Source organism: Streptomyces sp. NBC_00386 (genome assembly GCF_036063235.1).
GTDB lineage: Bacteria > Actinomycetota > Actinomycetes > Streptomycetales > Streptomycetaceae > Streptomyces.
Genome location: NZ_CP107950.1, coordinates 987,600 through 1,010,805, shown reverse-complemented (window position 1 = coordinate 1,010,805; position 23,206 = coordinate 987,600). Strand labels below are relative to the sequence as shown.

14 protein-coding genes are annotated in these 23,206 nt (G+C 71.9%); 8 read left to right on the top strand and 6 right to left on the bottom strand.

Features of this window, described 5'->3' with window-relative positions; translation table 11 throughout:
- The first annotated feature begins 167 nt into the window (after nucleotides 1-167).
- Complete coding sequence (locus OG780_RS04225) at nucleotides 168-527, top strand: DUF1330 domain-containing protein (protein WP_328444813.1); 360 nt, start codon at nucleotides 168-170, stop codon at nucleotides 525-527.
- A 141-nt stretch (nucleotides 528-668) separates the two neighbouring features.
- On the opposite strand, the gene OG780_RS04220 is transcribed toward OG780_RS04225, so the two are convergent.
- Nucleotides 669-1,901, bottom strand: coding sequence for a carbohydrate-binding protein (locus OG780_RS04220; protein WP_328444811.1), 1,233 nt, complete (start codon nucleotides 1,899-1,901; stop codon nucleotides 669-671).
- Between the two features lie 209 nt (nucleotides 1,902-2,110).
- Nucleotides 2,111-2,758, bottom strand: coding sequence for a TetR/AcrR family transcriptional regulator (locus OG780_RS04215; protein ID WP_328444809.1), 648 nt, complete (start codon nucleotides 2,756-2,758; stop codon nucleotides 2,111-2,113).
- Between the two features lie 574 nt (nucleotides 2,759-3,332).
- Here OG780_RS04215 and OG780_RS04210 point away from each other — a divergent pair.
- The gene (locus OG780_RS04210) at nucleotides 3,333-4,748 is read left to right on the top strand and encodes an alpha/beta fold hydrolase (protein WP_328444807.1); all 1,416 of its coding nucleotides are present in this window, start codon (nucleotides 3,333-3,335) and stop codon (nucleotides 4,746-4,748) included.
- A gap of 253 nt (nucleotides 4,749-5,001) precedes the next feature.
- Nucleotides 5,002-7,809, top strand: coding sequence for a hypothetical protein (locus tag OG780_RS04205; RefSeq protein ID WP_443062100.1), 2,808 nt, complete (start codon nucleotides 5,002-5,004; stop codon nucleotides 7,807-7,809).
- A gap of 99 nt (nucleotides 7,810-7,908) precedes the next feature.
- Here the strand turns inward: OG780_RS04205 and OG780_RS04200 are convergent, their stop codons facing one another.
- The 4 genes from OG780_RS04200 to OG780_RS04185 all read right to left on the bottom strand — a co-directional run bounded on the left by OG780_RS04200 (nucleotide 7,909) and on the right by OG780_RS04185 (nucleotide 11,645).
- Nucleotides 7,909-8,778 carry a nuclease gene (locus OG780_RS04200; RefSeq protein WP_328444803.1) on the bottom strand — a complete coding sequence of 290 codons (870 nt, stop codon included), beginning with the start codon at nucleotides 8,776-8,778 and terminating at the stop codon, nucleotides 7,909-7,911.
- A 151-nt stretch (nucleotides 8,779-8,929) separates the two neighbouring features.
- On the bottom strand, nucleotides 8,930-9,340 hold the full coding sequence (locus tag OG780_RS04195) for a hypothetical protein (protein ID WP_328444801.1): 411 nt from the start codon (nucleotides 9,338-9,340) through the stop codon (nucleotides 8,930-8,932).
- 110 nt (nucleotides 9,341-9,450) lie between these two features.
- On the bottom strand, nucleotides 9,451-10,281 hold the full coding sequence (locus OG780_RS04190) for an aldo/keto reductase (protein ID WP_328444799.1): 831 nt from the start codon (nucleotides 10,279-10,281) through the stop codon (nucleotides 9,451-9,453).
- Nucleotides 10,282-10,490: 209 nt separating this feature from the next.
- Nucleotides 10,491-11,645: a S1 family peptidase gene (locus OG780_RS04185; RefSeq protein ID WP_328444797.1), complete on the bottom strand. Its 1,155-nt coding sequence runs from the start codon at nucleotides 11,643-11,645 to the stop codon at nucleotides 10,491-10,493.
- A gap of 417 nt (nucleotides 11,646-12,062) precedes the next feature.
- Here OG780_RS04185 and OG780_RS04180 point away from each other — a divergent pair, with 417 nt between their 5' ends.
- The 5 genes from OG780_RS04180 to OG780_RS04160 all read left to right on the top strand — a co-directional run bounded on the left by OG780_RS04180 (nucleotide 12,063) and on the right by OG780_RS04160 (nucleotide 23,107).
- A complete protein-coding gene (locus OG780_RS04180; protein ID WP_328444795.1) occupies nucleotides 12,063-13,229 on the top strand; it encodes a serine/threonine-protein kinase in 1,167 nt (388 codons plus the stop codon).
- Between the two features lie 403 nt (nucleotides 13,230-13,632).
- Nucleotides 13,633-17,370 (top strand): S8 family serine peptidase, encoded by a 3,738-nt coding sequence (locus OG780_RS04175; RefSeq protein ID WP_328444793.1) that lies wholly within the window; start codon nucleotides 13,633-13,635, stop codon nucleotides 17,368-17,370.
- A gap of 188 nt (nucleotides 17,371-17,558) precedes the next feature.
- Nucleotides 17,559-19,313: a hypothetical protein gene (locus OG780_RS04170; protein WP_328444791.1), complete on the top strand. Its 1,755-nt coding sequence runs from the start codon at nucleotides 17,559-17,561 to the stop codon at nucleotides 19,311-19,313.
- Between the two features lie 315 nt (nucleotides 19,314-19,628).
- The gene (locus OG780_RS04165; protein ID WP_328444789.1) at nucleotides 19,629-20,828 is read left to right on the top strand and encodes a beta-1,3-glucanase family protein; all 1,200 of its coding nucleotides are present in this window, start codon (nucleotides 19,629-19,631) and stop codon (nucleotides 20,826-20,828) included.
- A gap of 185 nt (nucleotides 20,829-21,013) precedes the next feature.
- Nucleotides 21,014-23,107: a SpoIIE family protein phosphatase gene (locus OG780_RS04160; RefSeq protein ID WP_328444787.1), complete on the top strand. Its 2,094-nt coding sequence runs from the start codon at nucleotides 21,014-21,016 to the stop codon at nucleotides 23,105-23,107.
- Nucleotides 23,108-23,206: the final 99 nt, after the last annotated feature.

Below are 23,206 nucleotides of genomic sequence, written 5' to 3'. Positions count from 1 at the left end.
GCGATGGAGTGCGCGCGGCTGACGGTCACCGTGACCCGTCCTCCGGTCCGGCCAGGAAGGCCGAAGGCGTAGAGGCGTCACGGGCCGCTTACCTCTCGGGTAATCGACTCCTGTGGGCGCGGCTGCCAGGGTCGGTGAGAACGGAGCCCGAACGGCCGGAGGATGCCATGACCGCGTACGCCATAGCCCACCTGCGGGAAGCCGCACCGCACCCCGAGATCGCCGAGTACATCGAGCGGATCGGCGCGACCTTCGGACCGTACGGCGGCCGCTTCCTCGTGCACGCCACGCGGCACGAGGTGGTGGAGGGAGGCTGGCCCGGCCATGTCGTCGTGATCGGCTTCCCCGGCATGACCGAGGCGCGTGCCTGGTGGGAGTCACCCGCGTACCGGGACATCGCTCCGCTGCGCTCGCGGCACATCGAAGGGGACATCATCCTGGTCCCGGGCGTGCCCGAGGGCTACGACCCGACGGCCACCGCGAAGGCGATGAGGGAGGCACTGCGTTCCGGCCCCGGGGTCACGTGATGAGGGGACGGAGCCGCCCGGATCCCGGGTGACGCCGTCCCCTCAGAGGTACGGTCCTGCGGCGGGCCGAGGGCCGGCGGAGCCGGACGGGGCGCCCGTGGGGGTGCCCCGTCAGAAGCCCGTCAGGAGCCGGTCAAGTGGTCAGCAGGCGCCCTCGTCCTGCCACGGACCCCACTCGGCGCCGGTCGGCGCCTCGTTCTGGGTCCACCACTTGGCCTTCCAGTTGTGGTTGTTGTACGAAGCCTCGTTGCCGGCGGTGTAGACCGTGGCCGAGTTCCAGGCCGTCTTGCAGGCGCTGCTCGGCGGCGTGGGCGTGGGCGTCGGGGTCGGGGTGGGCGTCGGGGTGGGGGTACCGGTGGGCGGGGTCGCACCGGCGAACTTCACCGAGTACTTCGCGAAGTCCCAGGAGTTCTGGGCCACGCTGGAGCAAGTGCCCGACGTACGGCCGCCGTTGTCGGCGGGGGAGCACTGACGGTCGCGGTTGAGGGACCAGAAGGTGAAGCGGTCCATCTTGTGGCTCGTGGCGAAGTCCAGCACCGTCTGGAAGTCGGCCTGGGAGAAGTACTCGCCGGTGTCACTGCGCCCGTTCATGCCGGAGAAGCCCTCATGGGCGTAGGCGGTCGCCTGGTCCCAGCCGAAGGTCGACTGGAGGATCGTGTTGAAGTTGGCGAGCGCGCCGGTCTGGGACGCGGCGCCGTTGAAGCCGCCGTCGAACGGCATGATGGAGAAGTTGTTCGGGGTGAAGCCCTGCGCCTTCGCCTCCAGCAGCATCTGCTTGCCGAACCAGCCCGTTCCGTCCGCCGTGCCGGCCGTGGTGACGGACACGTACAGGCCCGGGTTGTTCTGCTGAAGGATCTTGGCGGCACCGATCTCGTTCTTGATGGCCGCCGTGTTCTCGTACTCCGGCTCCTCGAGGTCGAAGTCGACCGCGTGCAGGCCGTACTTGGTGATGACCTGCTGGTACGCGGCAGCGGTGGAGGCCGCGTCCGAGCAGGTCTGCCCGAGCTTGGTGCCGCCGTAGCCGCCGATCGAGATGGAGACGTCGCCGCCCTTGGCGCGGATGGTGTTGATGACCGACTGCACGGCCGTGTCCGAGGACACCGCTGCCGTTCCGCCCCAAGTGGGCGAGCAGCCGCCGCCGTTGGGGGCGAGGACGAAAGCGAGCTGGAACGCCTTGAGACCGGTCGTGTCCATGATGGCGGCCGCGTCCGGCGGATCGTTGTCCAGCGGCATCAGGTAAGGGGCGGCGGCGTACCAGCGGTTGCTGAGCGCGGTGGTCGCGCCCGAGGCGTTGCCCGCGACGAGCGCGGTCGTGCCGACCGCGGCCAGGCTCACGGCGGCAGCCGCGCCCAGACATGCGCGAAGACGTCTCACTGTGCCTCCAGAGGGGTGGGGGAGTCCCCAGCTTCCGGGCTCTGTCGCGATCACGTCAATATGTTGGACTAGACCAAATGGGTCTTTGGACTAGACCAGATGAAATCTTTACCCGGCCGCCGTTCCCGCGCGCCTCGCGTGGGGCTCGCGGACCGTTCGCCCGCGGCCCGCGGCTCCAACCGGTGGGTCCTGACGGGTCGTTGCCGGCGTCAGTACGGCAGGCCCTCGGATGCCGCCCGGAGTGCGGCGTGCATGCACGCGGCGAGGTCCTCCTCCGAGGCCTGCGCCTCGTCGGCGAAACGTACGGCGAAGTCCTCCGCCGCCGCGCGCAGCGCGCCGTTGACGGTGGCCGCGTGCACCTTGACCCGCAGATCGTCGGTGCTCCCGCCGGAACGCCGGGCGAGGACTTCGGTGAGCACGGGCAGCGCGTCGTCGTGGGCCTGGAGCCAGACGGCGCGCAGCGCCGGCTCGGTGGGGGTCATGCGGATCAGGTCGAGCACCGCGGGGTCGGCGGACGGCAGTGTCCCGTGACGGCAGGAACGGATGAGGAAGTCCAGCAGGCCGGTCTCCGGCGGCCAGTGCCGCAGTTGATCCGTCGCCGCGTCGAGTCCCGCCGTCAGTAACGGGCGTACGCAGCTCTCCTTGGTCGGGAAGTGGCGCCACAGCGTGCGGGTCGAGACGCCCACCGCCTCCGCGATCTGGTCCCCCGTGGTGCTCGTGACGCCCTGGGAGACGAACAGGCGCACGGCCTCGCGGGCTATGTCCAGACGGAGGGCCTCCTTGCGCCGTTCGCCCAGTGACGGCCGCGCGGCCGCCGCGGCCTGCGTGGTCCGGTCTGCGGGTGCCGCTTCGCGCACCGTCGCCCCACCATCCCTGTCTGTCCGACCGGAGGCAGCATAGCGAGCCGTTCGGAAATGGCGCACGCAGACATCTTGTCACTGAGTGACATCCGCTCCTACTCTCCTGATGTGACTCGGGAGTAACTAGCGGGCGCCGAACGGGACTTCGACGTCCGCCGCTGCCGGGAACCGATACAGGAACAGGACGGCACGGGACAGCGGGACACAGTACGGAACGGCGGAGCCGCAGCCACGAGCCCCCGGGCTCCGCCGAACACGACCCCCGAGCCCTGCCGCCTCACCCGCACGTCGGACGACGTGCGGGTGGACACCGCACCACGCGCCGCCCGGCCGACGGCGCGTCGACGGTGTCCTCGTCCTGTCCACCTCCGCGATGCGGCCGGGCGGGGTCCCGTCCTGCCCGAACTCCGCATCCCGGCACCGCTCTTCCCCCCTCACCGACCCGTGACCGTCACCGAATTCCCGCGGTGGCGGCCCCCGGCCGGCCCCCAGCCACACCCGGCGTCACGCCATTGACGCCGTCGGCCGCCCGCACGACCCCCACGTTTTGACGAAGCAGGGAGTGAGCCGCATGGAACGACCCCACAGCACCCATCAGCCGCGTCCGGTGTCCGGCCGGCGTCCGGAACGGGATCTGCCCTCCACGCGCCCCGGGCCCGTCGCACGGAACCGCGGCCGCCTCCTCGCCACCGCACTCGCGGTACTCGCCTGTCTGAGCGTCCAGGCGCTCCCCGCGACGGCGGCCGGCACCGGCGACGTGGTGTCCCGTGGCGTGACCATCCCCGCGTTCTACACGCCGCCTGCGAACCTCCCCGCGGCCAACGGCGCCCTGATCCGCAGCGAACCCCTCCCCCTCGCCCTCAGCCTGCCCGGCCTCGACGGTCCGCTCCCCGGCACCGCGACCCGCCTGATGTACAAGTCGACCGACTCCAACGGGCGGCCCGTCGCCGTGACCGGCGCCTACATCGAGCCCTCGGCCCGCTGGAAGGGCGACGGCCCGCGCCCCCTGGTGGCCGTGGCCCCCGGCACCATGGGCCAGGGCGACCAGTGCGCGGCCTCCATGGGGCTCGAACACCCGATCAGCCTGAACGACGAGACGGTTTCGGTCGGGTACGAGGACCTCTCGATCTACCGGCTCCTGGCCTCCGGCGTGGCGGTGGTCGTCACCGACTACGTCGGGCTGGGCGCGACCGACCGGCTCCACACGTACGTCGACCGCCTCGACGGCGGCCACGCGCTGCTCGACGCCGTCCGCGCGGCCCGCGCGCTGGGCGGAACGTCGGTCACCTCCGCCTCACCCGTCGGCCTCTTCGGCTACAGCCAGGGCGGCGGTGCCAGCGCGTCGGCGGCCGAACTCCAGCCTTCCTACGCCCCGGACATCACCCTGGCCGGCACCTACGCCGGCGCACCGCCCGCCAACCTCACCGAGGTGATCAAGGGCATCGACGGCAGCGCCCTCGCCGGCGCCCTGGGCTGGTCCCTCAACGGCTTCCTCCAGTCCGACCCCGATCTCAAGGACTTCGCGGACGCCCACATCAATGCCGCCGGGAAGGCCGCGCTGAACGACCTCTCCACGATGTGTGTCGGCGACGCGATCCTCGGATACGCGTTCAAGAAGAGCACCTCCTGGACGACCGACGGCCACTCCGTCAGCGACCTCGTCGCGAGCACACCGGCCCTCCAGGCCACGCTCGCCGACCAGCGCATCGGCAATCTCAAGCCGACCAGTCCGGTACGTCTGGTCACCGGCGTCCAGGACGACATCGTTCCGCACGCCCAGGCACGTCAACTCGCCGTCGACTGGTGCCGCAAGGGCGCCGACATCACGTACGACGCCATCGTCCTGCCGAACCTCGGCGACGGACTGCTCCTCAACCATGTCGCACCCCTCCTCACCGACCAGGGCGACGCCATCTCCTGGCTGACCGACCGTCTCTCCGGCAGGCACGCCTCCTCCAACTGCTGGACGATGCCCCTCCAGCCCTGACCCGTCCCGTGCGGGCCCTGGCGCCGATCCCCGGCGCCGGGGCCCGCACGCGTGGGCGGCGGAAGAGAGCGTCACGCGCACCCTCCGTCTGGCCGGAATGCTCGAATCGGCGTCGCCGTAAGGGAGTTGAGAAGGAAGAACGCCGCCGACGCGAGGCAACCCCCCGGCCTCCTCCTCCGTCCTCGTGGGACGGGGGAGCCCTTCGGGACCGACGTGGCGACGGGGGCGCATGCCGACCAGGAGGAGAAGAATCTTGTTCCGTGTCCGGCGAATAGGAGTCGTCGCTGCGGTGTTGCTCGCAGCGGTCGCGGGATCGCCAGGATCGACCCAGGCACAGCACAACACCACCGGCTCCGCGCGGTCCGTGGGATCGGCCTCGGCCGAGGACGCCGACGGCGGACTTCCCACCGGGTGGAGCCTCACCGGAGGGGGAGGGGCGCGACAGTTGGTCTGGCGCTCGGCCGAGCCGGTGCCCATCAGCGACTCGGGCGTCGCGTTCTATTCCGGGGACCGCTTACTCGGCCGTCCCGTCGGCGCGCCGGACGGCCGCTCCTTCCGGCTCGCGCTGGGTGCGGCACAGTTCGGGAAGCCGTCCGATCTCCAGGCACGGACCGGCGAACGGCGCCTGGACGCCGTGGGCGCCGGGCGGAACCGGCCCGTCGGGCCGAAGGAGCCCGGGGAACCGTCCGGGCTGTCGCCCCGGCCTTCGACCCGGCTGCCGGTGAACGCCGTCGACCCCGGCAGGCCGGGCTCCTACCGGACGGCCACCGGTGACTACAAGCTCCCCTCGGTCCGCCTGCCCGGCCTGGCCGAGCGCGTGGAGATGCGCGCCGTGGTGGTCGCGCCCACGAACGCCCCGGGACACCGGCCGCTGGCCCTGTTCCTGCACGGCCGCCACGCCACCTGCTACGGCCATGGCCACGACCCGAGTGGCGAATGGCCCTGCCCGGCGGGCAGCAGGCCCATTCCGAGCTACCGGGGTTACCTCGCCGACCAGAAGCTGCTGGCCTCGCAGGGATATGTGACCGTGTCCATCGCCGCCAACGGCATCAACGGACAGGACTACGCGGCGGAGGACGGCGGCGCGCAGGCCCGGTCGTCGCTGGTGCGGCAGCACTTGGCCCGTTGGGCGGGCTGGTCCGCGGACCCGGCCTCCGCGCCCCCGATCGTACGTCGCGCGGCTCCCGCGGACCTGTCACGTGTCCTGCTGGTCGGCCACTCGCGCGGCGGCGAGGGCGTGAACCGGGCAGCCATGGACAGCCTGTACGGCGCCCCGGCCGACCAGGACGGCTATCACGGGCCGGTGCGCTGGCACATCCGCGGCACCGTCCTCATCGGCCCCACGATCTTCGGGCAGAACCCGGCGCCCGACGTCCCCTCCGCGACGATCCTGCCCGGCTGCGACGGCGATGTGTCCGACCTCCAGGGCGAGATGTACGTGGACGCGACACGCGGAGTCAGCCACGGCGCCGCTCTGCACAGCGCCGTCTACATGGTCGGCGCCAACCACAACTTCTTCAACGCCGAGTGGACCCCGGGCCAGGCCCAGGCACCGGCGGAGGACGACTTCTGGAACGGGGAGCCCGACCGGGTGTGCTCGCCCGGCACCGCCACGAGGCTGACGGCACGTCAGCAGCAGACCGCCGGCGCGACATACATCGCAGCCGCCGCGCGGCTGTTCGTCGCCGGTGACGACCGTGCACGGCCGCTGCTCGACGGTTCGGGGCGGCGCGCGCCCTCCGCCGGTCCCGTCCGGGTTCTCACCCACGCGGTCGGCGGACGCCGGACTCCGGCGTTCCTGCCGGACGGACAGGTCTCCGTCGACGGCGGCAGGCTGTGCGAGGAGGTGACCGAGGCCGTGTCGGAGGCCTGCCTCGGTTCCGGCCGGAGCGGTGTCTCGCCGCACTTCGCCACCTGGGCGCCGTCGCAGGAGCCGGGCCGGCGTGCCGTGGCACTGCGATGGACGTCCGCCGGTCACGCGGTCCGGGTCGGTTCGGCGAGGCCGGTCTCGATCGCCGGCTCCCGGGATCTGGCGCTGCGTCTGATCGTTCCGCCGAACACCAGGGACGCCCGGTTCGACATCGGACTGACCGACACCTCCGGCCACCGGGCGACCCTGGGGCGGGTCCGTCTCGACGGTCTGCCCGGAACCGACCGGACCGCCTCCTTCTGGGGCCAGGAGGTCAGGCTGCCGCTGGCCGCCGCCCTCCGCGCGGGGGTCGATCCACACCGGGTGAAGTCCCTGGAGATCGTCCCGCGCACCGGCTCCGGGCAGGCGTGGCTCGTCGACTCGTGGGGATGGCGCGCCGGAACCCCCGCGGTCGGGGCCGCGGATTTGGTACGCGTCGACATCGGCCGGATGACCGTCGACGAGGGCGGCCCGGGCGTGCGGACCTACCACGTGCCGGTGAAGGTCACCGGTCAGGGGAAGGGCACGCTCCGGCTGTTCGTCGCCGATCCGGACACGGGCCGGACCACCTCGCGCGAGGTGACCGTAGGGCCCGGCCAGAGCCCCGAGGTGCCGGTCGAGGTCCGGGGCAACACGCGCTACGGCTACGACGTCTCCCACGACATCTTCGTGAAGGCGGTCCACGGCGCCGTGACCGGTGCCTACCGGGGTGGTGTGACCGCGCTGAACGACGATCCGGCGCCCACCGTCGAGGTGACCCCGGCCGCCGCCAGTGCCGTCGAGGGCGGGAGACTGACCTGGCGGATGTCCCTCTCCGCGGCGGCCGACGTGGAGATCGCGGCCGACGTCGTCATCCTGCCCGTCGCCTCGGGCGCCGAACTGTCCACCACCGACGTCGATCCCCAGTGGCTGCGGAACAACACCGGCGAGGCACCACTGCCGTCACGGCCCCTGTCCCGGCTGCGCGGACTCTCCCTGTACCCCGACGTTCCGCCCGGCCGGACGAGCACCGAGATCACCATTCCCGTCGTCGCGGACACGGCGACCGAGCCCGCGGAGACGGTACGGCTGCGGCTGCGGGTCTACGACGAGGAGAACGGTACGCGGTACGACGGGCCGGAGTTCACCGGCACGGTGCGTGACGCGGCGTAGCCCGCCGCCGGGCCAGCGCGCCGGCCGGATCCGGGCTCTCTGGACCCGGCTTCCGGCCGGGGCGCGGGACCCGCGCCCCGGCCGGAAGCCCCGGGACGCCTACTTCTCGTCGAAGACGAGGTCCTCCGGAGGGCGGTTGAGCCGTACGGTGTCGCCGTTCGTGACGTCCACGATCGTGTCGAAGCCGGTCCACTGTCCGGCGGACAGGACGAACAGCCGGTCCTCGCGCTGCTCCAGGTAGGGACGGAAGCCGTCCAGGGACGGGTCGCCGTCATTGAGCTGGAGGTAGTCCGCCAGCCGGCGGAAGAGCTTGGGCAGCAGCACCGCGGAGTCGGTCAGCGTGGCCGGGCCCTCCACCTTCGCTCCGCTCTGGGTCTGGTCGGACGGCCACAGCCCGAGACCGTCCTGGCGGGCCTGCCGCGCCGCCCCGGACAGCTCCCGCCGGAGGCCGACGAAGAGGTTGCGGTAGAACGTGGGGTAGGCCAGGCCTTCGGCGAGCTGATGATGGTTGGCGGTCTGCCGAAGGTGCTCGGCGGTGACGGTGACGAGCGCCCCACTGGCACCCGGGGCCTCGGTTCCGCGGCCCGCGAGAGCCACACAGCGCCCGTGGACGTCCGCGCTGCGCGTCAGGATGTAGCCGGGTACGGACTCGGGCGTACTGCGCCTGACGATTCCGTTCGCCCCGCGCTCCACCTCCTCGAATCCCAGCCAGTCGAGCAGCGCCTCCGCGGCCTGACCGGCGTACGGCGCGGGCTGATGGAGTTCGGGCCCGTGCGGCGGCCTGTAGTGGGTCTCCAGGGAGTCGATGCCGTCCAGCCGGAGCTGGGCCCCGCCGGCCAGATTGCGGCGCACCTTTCGTCCCCGCAGCAGGTCCCACTCCCCGGGATCGTCCGGGACGAAGCGAACCGAGTCGCCGTCGGGGCTGGCCCCGACGATTCTGTACGACCCCTTGATCAGCAGCATCGGCATGTCGGTTCCCCCATCACTCGCACGGCCCCTCCACGATGACCCGCACGGCGTCGCACGGCACCTCGGCGGAGCGCGATGGGTACCCGAAGTCATGCAATGAGCGGACCGTGGCACCGCGCTCGGCAGCACGCGGCGTACGACGCGCGCTGTTCTACCCGGTGCCACCGACCGCGCCGCTCGCCGGCAGGAGCGGGGCTATGCCGGAGAGGTCGCGGACGGTGACGCTGTTGCGGTCGCGGACGGACCGGCCGAAGGCGTACTGCGGCCACAGCCCGGCCGCGATCCGGCTGCCCCGCTCGCTCCACTCCCCGGCCGGTTCGCTGTTGCTCCGGTAGTAGTTGAGCGCGTAGCCGCCGGTGTGGACGCGCAGCAGTACGAAGCCACCCGGGTAGTCCTTCGCCGCGCCGACCTCCTGCAGGGTGACATGACCGGCCTGCGGAAGAACGGTGCGCTTGTTGCGGTGGGTGTGCCCCGAGTGGTGCAGGAAGACGCCGGGGGCCGAGGCGCAGGCCTCGAGAATGCTCCGGGCCTGGCGCCGGTCGAGCCGCTGCCCGCTCGTCACGGGGAACGGCGAGTGGGAAGGATGTCGTGTCCCGGTTCCGGGGGACCAGAAGGACACCTCGGCGTCGGCGCCCCGCCGCGGAGACCCGGCACGGGCGGGGCTCCGGGGCCTCAGAACTCCTCGTGTGTCGTGGGGTCGCCGCCGAGGCGCCGGTGCGGACGGTCGCCGACGGCCGTCATCTCGGCGGGAGTCAGCTCGAACCCGAAGACGTCGAGGTTCTCCCGCTGCCGCCCGGGGTCGGCGGACTTGGGGATGGGCACCGCTCCGAGCTGTGTGTGCCAGCGCAGCACGACCTGCCCGGGCGTCACACCGTGGGTCTCGGCGATCTTTCCGAGTACGGGGTCGTCCAGGAGGGCGGAGCCACGGCCCAGGGGACTCCAGCTCTCCGTGATGATGCCCCTGTCGTCATGGAAGGCGCGCAACTCGTCCTGGGGAAGCAAGGGATGGAGCTCGATCTGGTTCACCGAGGGCACCACTCCGGTCTCCGCCTCCAGCCGGCCGAGATGTTCGGCCGTGAAGTTCGAGACACCGATCGACCGCACCAGGCCCGCCGCGCGGAGCTCGATCATCGCCTTCCAGGAGTCCACGTACTTGTCGACGCGGGGCAGGGGCCAGTGGATGAGGTAGAGATCGACGTAGGAGAGTCCGAGACGGGCCCGTGACTCCTCGAAGGAGGCGAGCGTCTCCTTGTAACCGTGGTGCCGGCCCGGCAGTTTCGTGGTGACGACGATCTCCTCACGAGGGACGCCGGAGCGGGCGACGCCCCGTCCGGTGCCGGTCTCGTTGCGGTAGTTGGTCGCCGTGTCGACGAGCCGGTAGCCCATGCCGAGCGCGCGGCTCACCGCTTCCTCGGCCTGCGCGTCGTCCATCGGCCAGGTGCCGAGGCCGACAGCCGGGACCTTCGTACCGTCGTGGGCCGTGCGGCCCGGGATGCTGATCACGAGGAGCCCTTCCGAAGCTGCGAGAGGTACCCGCCCATGGTGCACGGCTGCCGCCGCCGCGGCGACGCGGGCACGCCGTCACCGGCAGGACCTCCGGCCCCGCTCGGCCGGGAGCCGGGGCCGAAGGCCGGCGCACCGCGCCACGCGTCCCGGACGACTCGCGGGTGCAACCGGCCCGCTCGGCGGACGAGCGGGCCGGTGCGGTCGGGTCAGGCCGTGTGCAGCCTGAGCCCGTAGCGGTTCAAGATCTCGTTCACGGGCTGGTACCAGGTCTCGCCTCCGCTGCTGCAGTTGCCCCAGCCGCCGGAGGTGACGCCCTGTGCCTGGTCGCCGCTGATGAACGAGCCGCCCGAGTCGCCGGGTTCGGCGCAGACACTCGTCTTGGTCATCTGGTGCACCGCGCCCTGGCTGTAGTTGACGGTCTCGTTCTTCGCGAGGACGGTGCCGCAGTGCCAGTGGGAGGTCGAGCCGGAGCGGCAGATCGACGCTCCGACGGGCGCCTCGCCCGAGCCGCGGACGAGCTGGTCGGACACGGTGCCCCAGCCGAGGACGACGGGTACCGTCCACCACCCGCTGCCCACGTTGACCCAGGCGTAGTCGTTGTCCGGGAACGAGGAGCCCTGGAAGTTGCCGATGTAGCTGCCGTCCCAGCCGCGGACGGAGGCGCCCGGCTGGGCGCAGTGTCCGGCGGTGACGAAGCCGCCGTACACGGAGAAGCCTATGGAGCAGCGGACGTTGCCGGTGTAGTAGGGGTCACCGCCCACCGTGCCGGCCGCGAACGTCCTCGGAGCCTTGTCCGTCTGCCGCACGACGACGGGGCCGGCCGCCCGGGCGCGGGCGACGAAGGACCGGACATCGTTGTCATCCTTGTGCGCGGACACCACGTCGACGACGACGGAGCCGGCCTGGGGGTCGACGTGCCAACTGCCCACGCCGGCCGGTGCGTGGAGCGCGTCGATGCGTGCCATGGTGGCGTCGAGCTGCCGTTGGCTGTGTTCGACGAGGGTGACGCGCGCGCCGGTCGCCTCCACGGCATCCCGGGACGCGGCTTCGGTGACGGCCACGACGAGCTTGCCGCTCTTCGCGTCGAACCAGGAGCCGCCGTAGGCGGCGCCGGCCACGCGCCGGGCGGTGGCCTCGACGCCGCGTGCGGCGGTTTCCTGGGCGAGTCGGGCGGTCGCCTGCCGCTCGGTGAGTCCGAGGTCGTGCTGCATGGCCGAGACGAGGGCCGAGGAGGCGGGTGCCCGGGATGTCGTGGTGGTGAGGGGGGCCTCGTCGGCCGCGGCCTGGGTGAGTCCGAGCGTCGCGGCGCTGACGAGCAGGCCGGCGGATAAGGCGATGCGCAGAACTGTGGTGCGTCTCATGGAGTTGCCTTTCGTCGATCCGATGGTCGGTGAGTGGGGCGAAGGGCAGGAGAGAGCGCTCTCAAAGTGCGTGAACGAGGGTAGTGGGAGGTCCTTACCAGGTCCATACCAATGCACGGACCGTTCGCCCGGGGCGGCCCGAAGTGCGGGGCTTCCGGTGCGTCCGACCGCCGGGACTTCTTCCTGAGTTGTCGCCGGCCTGCCCCTGGAGCGGTTCTCGGGGTCACTTTCCGTCAGTGTCCGGTGGCGCACCGAACGGTTCTCCGTGATCTTGAGGCCGAGGGTGAACAGCGTCTGATCACCGTCGTGTTGGCAGTAGGCTCAACCTGCTGCGGCGCCCCGATGATCACTCATGCTCGGTAGGGAATCGACCCGTGGCGATCGACGGAATCCCAACGGCGTGAGGATGAAGCACAAGTGCTGATAGCGGGGCGGTATCGGCTGCAGACCACTCTCGGGCGGGGCGCGATGGGGGAGGTGTGGCGGGCCCACGACGAGATGATCGGCCGGTCCGTGGCCGTGAAACTGCTTCTCTCCCAGGACGCCGACCCGACGGCCGCGGCCCGGTTCCGTCTGGAGGCCCAGACCGCGGGCCTGCTCAATCATCGCCATGTGGTGGGTGTTCTGGACTTCGGGGCCTATGAGAACCGGCTGTTCCTCGTGATGGAGCTGGTCGAGGGCGACAGTCTCGCCGGTGTCCTCACCGACGCCGGGAGACTTCCCGCCGGCCGGGTCGCGCGGATCGCGGCCGAGGCCGCCGCGGGGCTGGCCGCCGCGCATCAACAGGGCATCGTGCACCGGGACATCAAGCCGGGCAACCTGCTCCTGGACGCCGAGGGAAGCGTCAAGATCGGCGACTTCGGGATCGCCCGCTTCATGGACGATCCGGCGGGCGGTCTGACCGCGACCGGGCAGATCGTCGGCACCAGCCTGTACCTGGCCCCCGAACGGGCCCTGGGCAAGACCGCCGGGCCGCCCTCCGACATGTACTCGCTGGGCTGTGTCCTGTACCAACTCCTCACCGGACGGCCGCCGTTCCAGGCGGGCAGCCCTGTCGCGGTCCTCCACCACCATCTCGACACCGCCCCCACCCCGCCGCGCGAGCTCGGCGCCGATCTGCCGCCCGCCTTCGAGAACCATCTGCTCGGCCTGCTCGCGAAGCAGCCCGAGGACCGCCCCACCGCGATCGAGGCGGCCGCCTGGTACAGCTCGGGCTCCTGGCAGGGGCGTGCCGAGCCGCTCCCGGCGGTGATGCCGGAGCCGGGGCGCCACCGGCAGGCCGTCAGGGCCACGGGCCCCGCGACCACGTACGCTCTGCCGTCGGTGCTGAGGGACACCGCGGGCGGCGGGCACCGGTCGCGCCGACGCCCGCGCTCGGGGGTCGGCGAACTCCTCGCCGACCGGCGAAGAGTCGTGGGCGCGGCCGCCGGAGCCGTGGTCTTCCTGCTGGCGGTGCTCGTGGGCGTGGCGGTGTTCTCGCCCGACAGCAGCTCCGCGGAGACCCCGGAGCCGGGCTCGACCGGCGGGGTCAGTACCTCCGCCCCCGCCGCCACGGAACCGACCGGTCCGGCCGCCGGCTCCTGACAGGACCGGAGCCCGGCGAGGGTGCGGGGCGGGCGGTGCCCGGCGCGGGCACGCGGGCCTGACGGTGCCCGGTGAGGGTGTGCGGATGGGCCGCGACCCGGCGAGGGTGCATGGGCCGGACGGTGTCCGGGAGGGGGTCCGTGCAGGGCGTGACCCGGCCGGCCCAAGGATGCGGCGAATGAGATAACTCCCCTGTGTTTGTGGGGAGTTCTTCGATCTGGCACATGTGAGACGTGGCGCTTTCGTGCCATCGGCCCGCTGTTCCCTCCGCAGGTCCGGGGCCGGTAGAAAGCGCTCCATGATCTCCCGCATACCTCCCAGCCGCAGCGGCCGAACGCCACTCGCGGCAGCGGTCGGCACCTTGGCCGTTCTGACGTCCCTGGCCTTGCCACCCCCTCTCGCGGTGGCTGACGACTCATCAGCGACCCTCGCCGCGAACCCCGTTGCGGCTTCAGGTTCCGGGCAGCACACCGTCACTCTCCTCACCGGTGACGTCGTACGCGTCACCGGCCTCTCCGGCGGCAAGCAGACCGCCGACGTGACCCGCCCGCCCGGCGCTCTCGGAGGCGTGCGCACCGAGACCGTCGGCGGCGACCTCTACGTCTACCCGGACGAGGTGCTGCCCTACCTGGCCGCGAACCGGCTGGACCGGCGGCTGTTCGACGTCACCGCCCTGATCGAGCAGGGCTACGACGACGCCCACAGCGACGGCATCCCGCTGATCCTGGGCTACGGCTCCAAGACGGCGCCGTCCGCCCAGGGCACGCCCAGCGGCGCCACCCGCGTGCGCAACCTGCCCGCGATCCACGCGACCTCCGTGCGCGCCGCCAAGAAGCAGACCCGGAAGCTGTGGCGGTCCGTCGCGCCCACGGCCTCCGCCACCGACGCCTCCGCGGAAGCCCTGAACGGATCGGCGGCGGCCGGTACTGCCAAGCTCCGCCAGGGGCTGTCCAAGATCTGGCTGGACGGCCGCGTCAAGGCCACCCTGAAGGACAGCACCGCGCAGATCGGCGCGCCCGCCGCCTGGGGCAAGGGCCTCGACGGCAAGGGCGTCAAGGTCGCCGTGCTGGACACCGGCGCCGACTCCCACCACCCCGACCTCGCCGACCGGATCTCCGGGTCGCAGAGCTTCGTCCCCGACGAGACCGCCGACGACGGCCACGGCCACGGCACCCACACCGCCTCCACCGTCGGCGGCAGCGGCGCCGCCTCGGACGGCGCCGAGAAGGGCGTGGCGCCCGGTGCCGACCTGCTGGTCGGCAAGGTGCTCTCCGACGCCGGCTACGGCCAGGACTCCTGGATCATCGCCGGCATGGAGTGGGCCGTCGACCAGGGCGCCAAGGTGATCAGCATGAGCCTCGGCTCCTCGGAGCCGTCCGACGGCACCGACCCGATGAGCCAGGCGGTGAACCGGCTCACCGACGAGAGCGGTGCCCTGTTCGTGATCGCGGCCGGCAACTCCGGCGGCGAGGCGAGCATGGGCAGTCCCGGAGTCGCCGACGAGGCCCTGACCGTCGCGGCCGTGGACTCCGCCGACAAGCGCGCGTCCTTCTCCTCCCAGGGCCCGCGCCTGAACGACTACGCCCTCAAGCCCGACATCTCCGCGCCCGGCGTCGCCGTCCTGGCCGCCAAGGCGGGCGGCAGCGCCGCGACCGGCTGGTACCAGTCGATGAGCGGCACCTCGATGGCGACGCCGCACGTCGCGGGCGCCGCCGCGATCCTCGCCCAGGAGCACCCGGACTGGAAGGCGCACCAGCTCAAGGACGCGCTGATGAGCACGTCCAAGGAGCTGTCCGCCTACACCGCCTACCAGGTGGGCTCGGGCCGCGCCGACCTCGGCGCCGCCACCGCCGCGACGGTCACCGCGACCGGCTCGGCCTATTTCGGCATCGACGCCTGGCCGCACGACGGCGCGAGCTCAGTCGACCGCACCGTCATCTACACCAACACCGGCGACTTTCCCGCGGAGCTGAACCTCGCGCTGAACGCCACCGTCGCCGGCGGCCCGTACGACACCGAGCCGACCGCCGACAAGGGCAAGCCCGCCCCCGACGGCATGTTCACCCTCTCCGCCGACACCGTGACCGTGCCCGCCCACGGCACCGCGACGGTCACCGCGACGGCCGCGCCGGGCCTGGGCGCCGACGGCCGCCGTTACCTCGGCCAGATCACCGCCGCGGACGCCTCCTCCGGCGCGACGCTCGCCCGTACCCAGCTGGGCCTGTACCGGGAGGACGCTCGCCACACCCTGCACGTCACCCTGAAGGACCGTTCCGGCAAGCCGACGGCGGGCTGGGTCGAGGTCCAGCGTTTCGGGGCCAACGAGGACCCGTACTCCCAGACCATCGACGACAGCGGCACGCTGGACCTGCGACTGCGCGAGGGCACCTACAGCCTGGTGACCTACCTGGACGTGCCCGGCAGCCACGGCCCGGACTCGGTCGGCATGGCGCTGATGGGCGACCCCGAGGTCGTCCTCGACCAGGACCGTGACGTGGCCCTCGACGCGAGCCGCACCCGCGAGGTCACCGCGGAGGTCCCGCGCAGGACCGAGGACCGGGTGCTGTCCATGAACTGGTACCGCGCCGACGGCTCGGACCTCAACCAGTACGGGCTGGGCATCCTGGAGGTGCAGTACCTGCTGGCCGCCAAGTACGACAGCATGTTCGTGCTGCCCACCCGCAAGGTGACCACCGGCAGCTTCGAGTACGAGACCCGCTGGCGCAAGGCGGTCCCGTTCCTCACCCTCACCCACGACGGCCGTGAGCTCCGGCCGATGGGCCAGGGCGGCTCCGCGCTGTACGACGGTCACAGGCGCCTGGACGTGGTGTACGCCGGGACCGGCACCGCCGCCGAGTACGCGAAGGTGAGCGCCAAGGGCAAGGTGGCGCTGGTGACCCGTTCGGACGCCATCTCCGCCGTCGACCGGGCACAGGCCGCGGCCGACGCCGGGGCCGGGCTGCTGATCGTCGTCAACGACCGGCCGGGCAAGCTGCTGGAGTACGTCGGCACCACGGGCAGCAACTACAGTGCCGTGCCGGTGTTCTCCCTCACCGCGCGCGACGGCGCGGCCCTGATCGCCGACGCCAAACGCGGCCGGGGACGGCTGGAGGCCGAGGGTGTGCCCAACTCCCCGTACGTGTACGACCTCTCCGACGCCCACCCGGGACAGATCCCGTCCACCGGGCTGACCTACCGGCCCCGTTCGTCCGATCTGGCCACCGTGGACATGCGCTTCCACGGCACCACCACCACGCCCAGCGGCGAGTACCGGTCGGGCTTCCGTCCGTACCGCAAGTACGGCTCCGGGTACCTGCAGCGCTTGGACATCCCCGGCACACGCACCGACTACGTCTCGACGCAGCCGGGCGCGCGGTGGGTGGAGAACCTGGCCACCGGGCCGGGAATGGCGCTCTCCTCGCAGAGCGTGCGGAACGCGTACAAGCCGGGATCGCGGCAGGTCCGTGACTTCTTCGGGGCGGTGACGCGGCCCGCCAACGGTGGCACCTACTGGTGGTCGCAGCGGCAGAAGGCCCAGATCGCGTTCAACGTCCAGCCCTGGGCCGACAGCAGTGCGGGACAGCACGCCGGCGTCATGCAGAGCGGTGACAAGAAGAGCCTGAAGGTCTATCAGGACGGCACTCTGATCAAGACCAGCGCCTCGCAGGCCGCCACGATCTACCCCGCGCCGACGACCCCGTCGGTCTACACCCTCGACCTCACCGCAGAGCGTGACGCGGACACCTACCGGCTGTCCACCCGCACCCACACGGTCTGGCAGGTGAAGTCCGACCCGGTCACCGACCCGACGAAGATCGAACACATGGCCGTGCTCCAGATGGACTACGGCGTCGCCACCGACCTCGCGAACGACGCCCGCGGCGGCCGTCAGACACTCACCCTGACGCCTCGCCACATCGAGGACGCGGTGGGCACCGGGAAGATCCAGGGCGCCACGCTGTCGGTTTCGTACGACGACGGCACCACGTGGAAGCCGGTCAAGGTCACCGGCAAGTCCGGTACCTGGACGGCCTGTTACGACGCCCCGCACTACGGCTACGTCTCGCTGAAGGCCGAGGGCTGGGACGACGCGGGCAACCGCATCACGCAGGAGGTGATCCGCGCCTACGGTCTGAAGTAGTCCGCGAACGGAGGCTGTCGGCCCGGACCACCGGTCGCCCCACCGGCGACCGAGCGGCGACAGCCTCCGTACGCATGAGGGATCGGAGCTGTGTTCCCACCGGAACGACAGCCTGTGTCCGCGCTCTCCGGGCAACCAATACGGGTGCCCGGCTGTCCTTTGGACGAGGATCCCGGAAGGGGGCGCCGATGGGGCTGGTGCGTGTACTGCTGCCGTTGCCGCGCGCGGCGGCCCGGCTCGGTCCTGGTGCGGGGCGGCGGCTGCTCGGCGCCGCGCTGACGCACTGCGTGGCCCCCGGCTGGGTGCTGCTGCGGCCGCCCCCGTCGTGGCGTCGGCTGGCCTGGGCCGAGGAGGCGACGGCCGTGTACCGGGCGCTGGCCGAGGGGAAAGGCGCCCGTCCGCGCGACCGTGACCTGCTGGCGCGCAGTCTTGTCTGGCACGCCTACACGCTGATGCTCGTCAACCGCTGCGAGCAGGCGTGCACGGCGCTGGACGCGTCCTCGGCCGTACCGGGCGCCCGGTGGTCGCCGGCGCAGCGGGCCCTGCACCTGCATCTCCGGGCACAGGCGCAGTTCGGCCTGGCGCGACCGGACGACGCGCTGGTCTCGGCGGGGGAGTGCGTGGCCGCCTACCGTCGCCTCGTCCTCACCCGACGGGACCGGACCCTTGGCACCCTGCCGGGCGCGTTGCGCACCTACGCCCTGGTGCTCGCTGCCCTGAACCGCACGGAGGAGTCCGTGGCCGCCTACGAGGAGTGCGCCGGGCTGTTGCGGGACATGTCGCTGCGCGAGGTGAGCCACGCGATCCTGGTGCGTGTACGCGTACTGTGCGAACTCACCGCGGGGCTGGTGACATTGGGCCGGCACGAGGAGGCGCTGTCCGTCGGCAGGGAGGCCCGGGACGCCGCCGACCCGATCATGCTGCGGGTCGCGCCCGAGGCCGTACGGCCGCTGCGGGTGAGGCTCTTCGTGGACCTGGCCCGTTGCCTGGCGGCCACCGGGGACCGGTCCGCCGCGCGCACGACCGCGGAGGAGTCCGTGACCGAAGCGCGGACCCTGGCGGACCGGGACCGGACGGCGGGTGAACCCCTGCTCATCCTGGCGCTGGACTGCCTTGCCGACCAACTCGGCGAACTCGGGCACCGGGCCGCGGAGTTGAACTGCCGACGGGAGGCGGTCGACCTGAGTGCCACGCTCGTCGGTGAACGGCCGGACACCCACGACTCTCTCCTCGCCGTCTGTCTCGAGCGGCTGGCCGACTGCCACACGGCGGCGGGCGACCGCGGTGAAGCGGTCCGGGCCGGTGAACGCGCCGTGGCCGCGTACCGGCGTGCGGCGGAGTTCGACCCGATGGCGCACGAGCCGCAACTCGCGCGTGTTCTGGAGGACTTGAGCCGACTGCGGTTGGACGACGGAGACCTCGACGGCGCGGTCGGGGCCGCACGGGAGACGGTCGCTCTCACGCGCCGTCTGGCCGAGTCGGACTGGTCGGCCCACCACGCCGTGACGGCCCGCCGTCTACGGGTGCTCGGCCGAGCCCTCCGCCGCGCCGGCGACCACGGGGCGGCTGTCGCCTGCTACGCGGAGTCGGAGTCCGTCCTCGTCGACGAGTCGGCGGGTCCCGAGGCCGGCCGGTACACGGCCTCCCTGGCCGCCACCCGTTCCGGTCTCGCCCGGGCGCTCGACGAGGAGGCCCGCGCCCATCTGGCCGACGGCCGGGCCGACGACGCCGTCGCGGCGCTGCGCGCCCTGCTCTCACTCACCCGCCGCACCGGCCGGACAGACGTCCACGCCCGCTGTGTCACCGCGTTCGCCGACGCCCGCGCGGAATACCCGGACGCAGTCGTACCCGCCTGGACACGGGTGACCGGGCAGGCCTTTCCGACGTTCGTGTACCGCTCGTCCGGGGCCGTGGGCGGGGACACACCGCCGGGCGGGAACTGAGCGCGGCGGCCGATCGGGGTGGATCCGCGACAGACCGGGCGGATCGCGCTCCAGAAGCGGAACCCTCCTTCTTAAGTGCGGGTTAAACGCGTCTTAAGCAACCATGGGGACCGTCTGCTTCAGCAAGTAGCCGCAGGTCAGGGCGATTTGGCGGGCGGCGGCGGCAGTTGGCCTCTCAACAGCTCGTGCGTAGCATCGGTGCCCACCGGTGTCGTCCACCACGGGCGGAGAGCGCTCTCAACGCTTGCTGTCCGCCCGAAAAAGACATCCCCCCACCGCCTTTCCCAGGCACAAGCACCAAGGAGTACCCGTCATATGACGTCTCGTCACCAGCGGAACCTGACCCGTCGCAAGGCCCTGTTCGCCCTCGGCGGCGCCGCCGTCGCCGCACCCGCCATCGCGGCGATCGCGCCGTACGCCATGGCCGGGCAGACGGACGCGTCCACCAAGGCCGCCGCGGGTGCGCTCCCGCTGACGATCGTCAACAACAGCGGCTCGTTCGGCAACGGGTCGGTGTACGTGTACATCGTCGGGAACCAGGACGGAAAGCAGGTCCGCGTCACCCAGGACGGCACACTCGCGCCGATCTCCCTCTCGGACAACGGCGCGGACGGATTCACCGACTACGCGCTCACCCTGGCCGCGAGCGGCGAGACACGGCTCAGCCTCCCGTTCATGTCGGGCCGCGTCTACGTGTCGCTGGGCGCGAAACTGAAGTTCAAGGCGGTCCAGGACGGCAACGGCAACGCGGCCCTCCAGTTCCCGGCCGGCTGGGTCACCTCCGACCCCAGCTTCGGGGTGCTGCACGACTGCGCGGAGTTCACCTACAACTCCGCCGGGATGTTCTGCAACACGACCATGGTCGACATGTTCAGCGTGCCCATGAACATCCGGCTGAACGGGGCCAAGGAGCAGACCACCGGCACCATCCGCGACGGCGGACGGGCCGCCGCCTTCGCCGCGATCAAGCAGAACGAGGACTTCGCGCCCCTCGTGGTGGACGACCTCCGAATCATCGCCCCCGGCCACGGCCTGGACTCCGGCGTGTTCGCCAAGGACTACCTCGCCCCGTACATCGACGAGGTGTGGAGCACGTACACCGGCAAGGACCTGACCGTCACCACCAACGCGGGCACGTTCACCGGCCGGGTCCGCGCGGACCGGTTCACGTTCGACGGACCCGCCTCCGTCTCGTTCGCCAAGCCCTCCACCCGTGACGTCCTCTTCTGTGACGGCACCCTCGCCGCGCCCAACGACGGCACGACCGGCCCGGTGGCCGCCGTGCTCGGTGCCGGGTTCAACCGTTCCACCCTGCTCAGCAACCCGGCACAGCCGACCGTCTCCGCGGCCGACTTCTACCGGACCGAGCTCACCAACCACTATTCCAAGACCGTTCACGCGGCCACCGAGGACGGCAAGGCCTACGGTTTCGCCTTCGACGACGTCGCCGACTTCGCCTCCTTCATCCAGGACGGCGCACCCACGGCGATGCGGCTGACCCTGTCGCCCTTCTAGGGCCGCCTCCGCGCCCGTCCTGCCCGACATGGGCAGGACGGGCGCTCCGGCCGACGGGCGCCCGCGGCGCGGATCGGGGACCGCCGGGCCGCACCGGCGCTCCGGTCGCGCGTCGCCGGTGAGCGAATATGGTGGAACCCTGACAAAACAGAATGTATAGGTGGTCAACGGTCTACGGAAGTGTCATGGTTGCATCGCTGGGTGGACATGGCCGGCCGGACGCGGAGCTGGACGAGGCCATTCTCGGCGCGCTCTTCTCCGAGTCGACCGTGGGTCTGCACGTCCTCGACACACAGCTTCGTCTGGTGCGCTTCAACACGGCGGCCCGTTACGTCAAGGCGTTCGCCCTGGATGAGGCACTGGGGCGCCACCCGAGGGAGTGGGGTCGTGACTTCTACACCGGAAACTACGAGGCGACGCTGCTCGAGGTGCTGGAGACGGGCGTGCCCGCGCTGGACGTGGAGGTGCGCGGTCATCTGAGTTCCGACCAGGCCGAGATCGTGCTGTCGGTCTCGTGTTTCCGGCTGGAGGACGCCACCGGCGGAGTCCTGGGGCTGGCGACGGCGGTGGTGGACATCACCGAGCGCAAGCGGGCGGCGGACCGACTGGCCCTGCTGGAGCGGGCGGGAGGGCGCATCGGCACGACGCTGGACATCTTCCGTACGGCGCAGGAGTTCGCCGACGAGATGGTTCCCGCGCTGGCCGACACGGTCGTGGTCGAGGTCCTGGACTCCGTCCTGCGGGGCGAGGCCGGCGCTCCGGGCACCCTCTTCGAGTACGGGGCCCTGCGGTGCACGAGCCGTCGTTCCTCCGCCCTGGACGCCGAGCGGTACCTGCCCTCCATCGGCGAGGTCATCGGCCTGTCCATGGCGACGCCCTTCGCGCAGTGCCTGTCCGACCTCCGGCCACGCGCCGTCCAGCAGCTGACCCCGGACGCGGACTGGATGGACCGGGAGCCGGTGCGAGGGCGGCGTCTCACCGAGGCGGGGGCGCATTCGCTGCTCGTGCTGCCGCTCACCGCCCGCGGCTCCGTGATCGGGCTGGCCCACTGCTACCGGGACCGCACCCCGCACGCCTTCGACGACGGCGACCTCGCGCTGGCCGCCGAACTCGCCGACCGGGTCGCCCTGTGCCTGGACAACGCCCGCCTGTACGCACGGGAGCGTTCGGCCGGGCGTGTCCTGCAGCTCAGTCTGCGGCCGGCCCGGGTCCTCGGCCACGACGCGGTCGAGACCGCGTACAGCTACTGCCCGCTGGGCGCGGGCGGGGACTGGTTCGACGTGATCCCGCTGTCCGGTTCGCGGGTGGCCCTGGTGGCCGGTGACACGGTGGGCCGGGGCCTGGAGGCGGCCGCCACCATGGGCGAGGTGAGGGCCGCGATCAGCGCGCTGGCCGTCCTCGACCTGGCCCCCGAAGAGGTCCTGGAACGGCTGCACGCCCTGGTGACCCGGCTCCATGGAGAACGGCCGCGGCGCCCGGGCGCCGCGATGGAGGACGCGCGCCAGGACACCACCTGCCTGTACCTCGTCTACAGCCCTGTGACCCGCCGCTGCTCGGTCTCCAGCGCGGGGCATCCGCCTCCGGTGCTCGCGCTGCCCGACGGGACCGTCGAATACGCCGTGGTGCCCGCCGGGCCGTCGCTGGGCCGTGGCCTGGCGAAGTACGGCAGCGCCGAGTTCGAACTCGCCGAGGGCAGCGTCATCCTGCTGTCCAACACCGCCATGCTGCGTGCCGTCTCGGACGACCCGCAGGAACTACTGGAGCGTGTCGGCGACACGTTGCGGCCGGTCGACCGGCCGCTTCAGGAGATCTGCGACGAGGTGCTCTACAAGCTGGCACCGGAGGAGATGGAGAACGACGCCGTCCTGCTGCTGGCGCGTACCCGGGGTCTGGGACCGGACCAGGTCGCCTCGTGGACGCTGCCCAACCACCCCGCGTCCGCCGGCGAGGCACGCTCCCGCGCCGAGCGCGCGCTGGCGGACTGGGGGCTGGAGCAGCACGCCTTCACCGTCACCCTGGTGGTCAGTGAACTCGTCACCAACGCGGTCCGGTACTCGGACGGTCCCATCTGCGTGCGCCTCATTCTCGACGGATCCGCGATCGCCTGCGAGGTGACCGACGACAGCAGCACCGTGCCGCACCTCCGGCACGCCGAGGAGGCCGACGAGGGCGGCCGGGGCCTCTACCTCACCTGGCAGGTCAGCCGGCGCTGGGGGACCCGGCCCGAGTCCCGCGGGAAGACGATCTGGGCGGAGATCGCCCTGTCCGAGGAGGAATGAGCGCGTCGAACGCCTGCCGGCCGCGGAGCCACCCGGCCGGCCGGGTGGCTCCGCACAAACCGCCCGGCCCGGACGCGGACGGCGGGCCGTGTCGGCCGT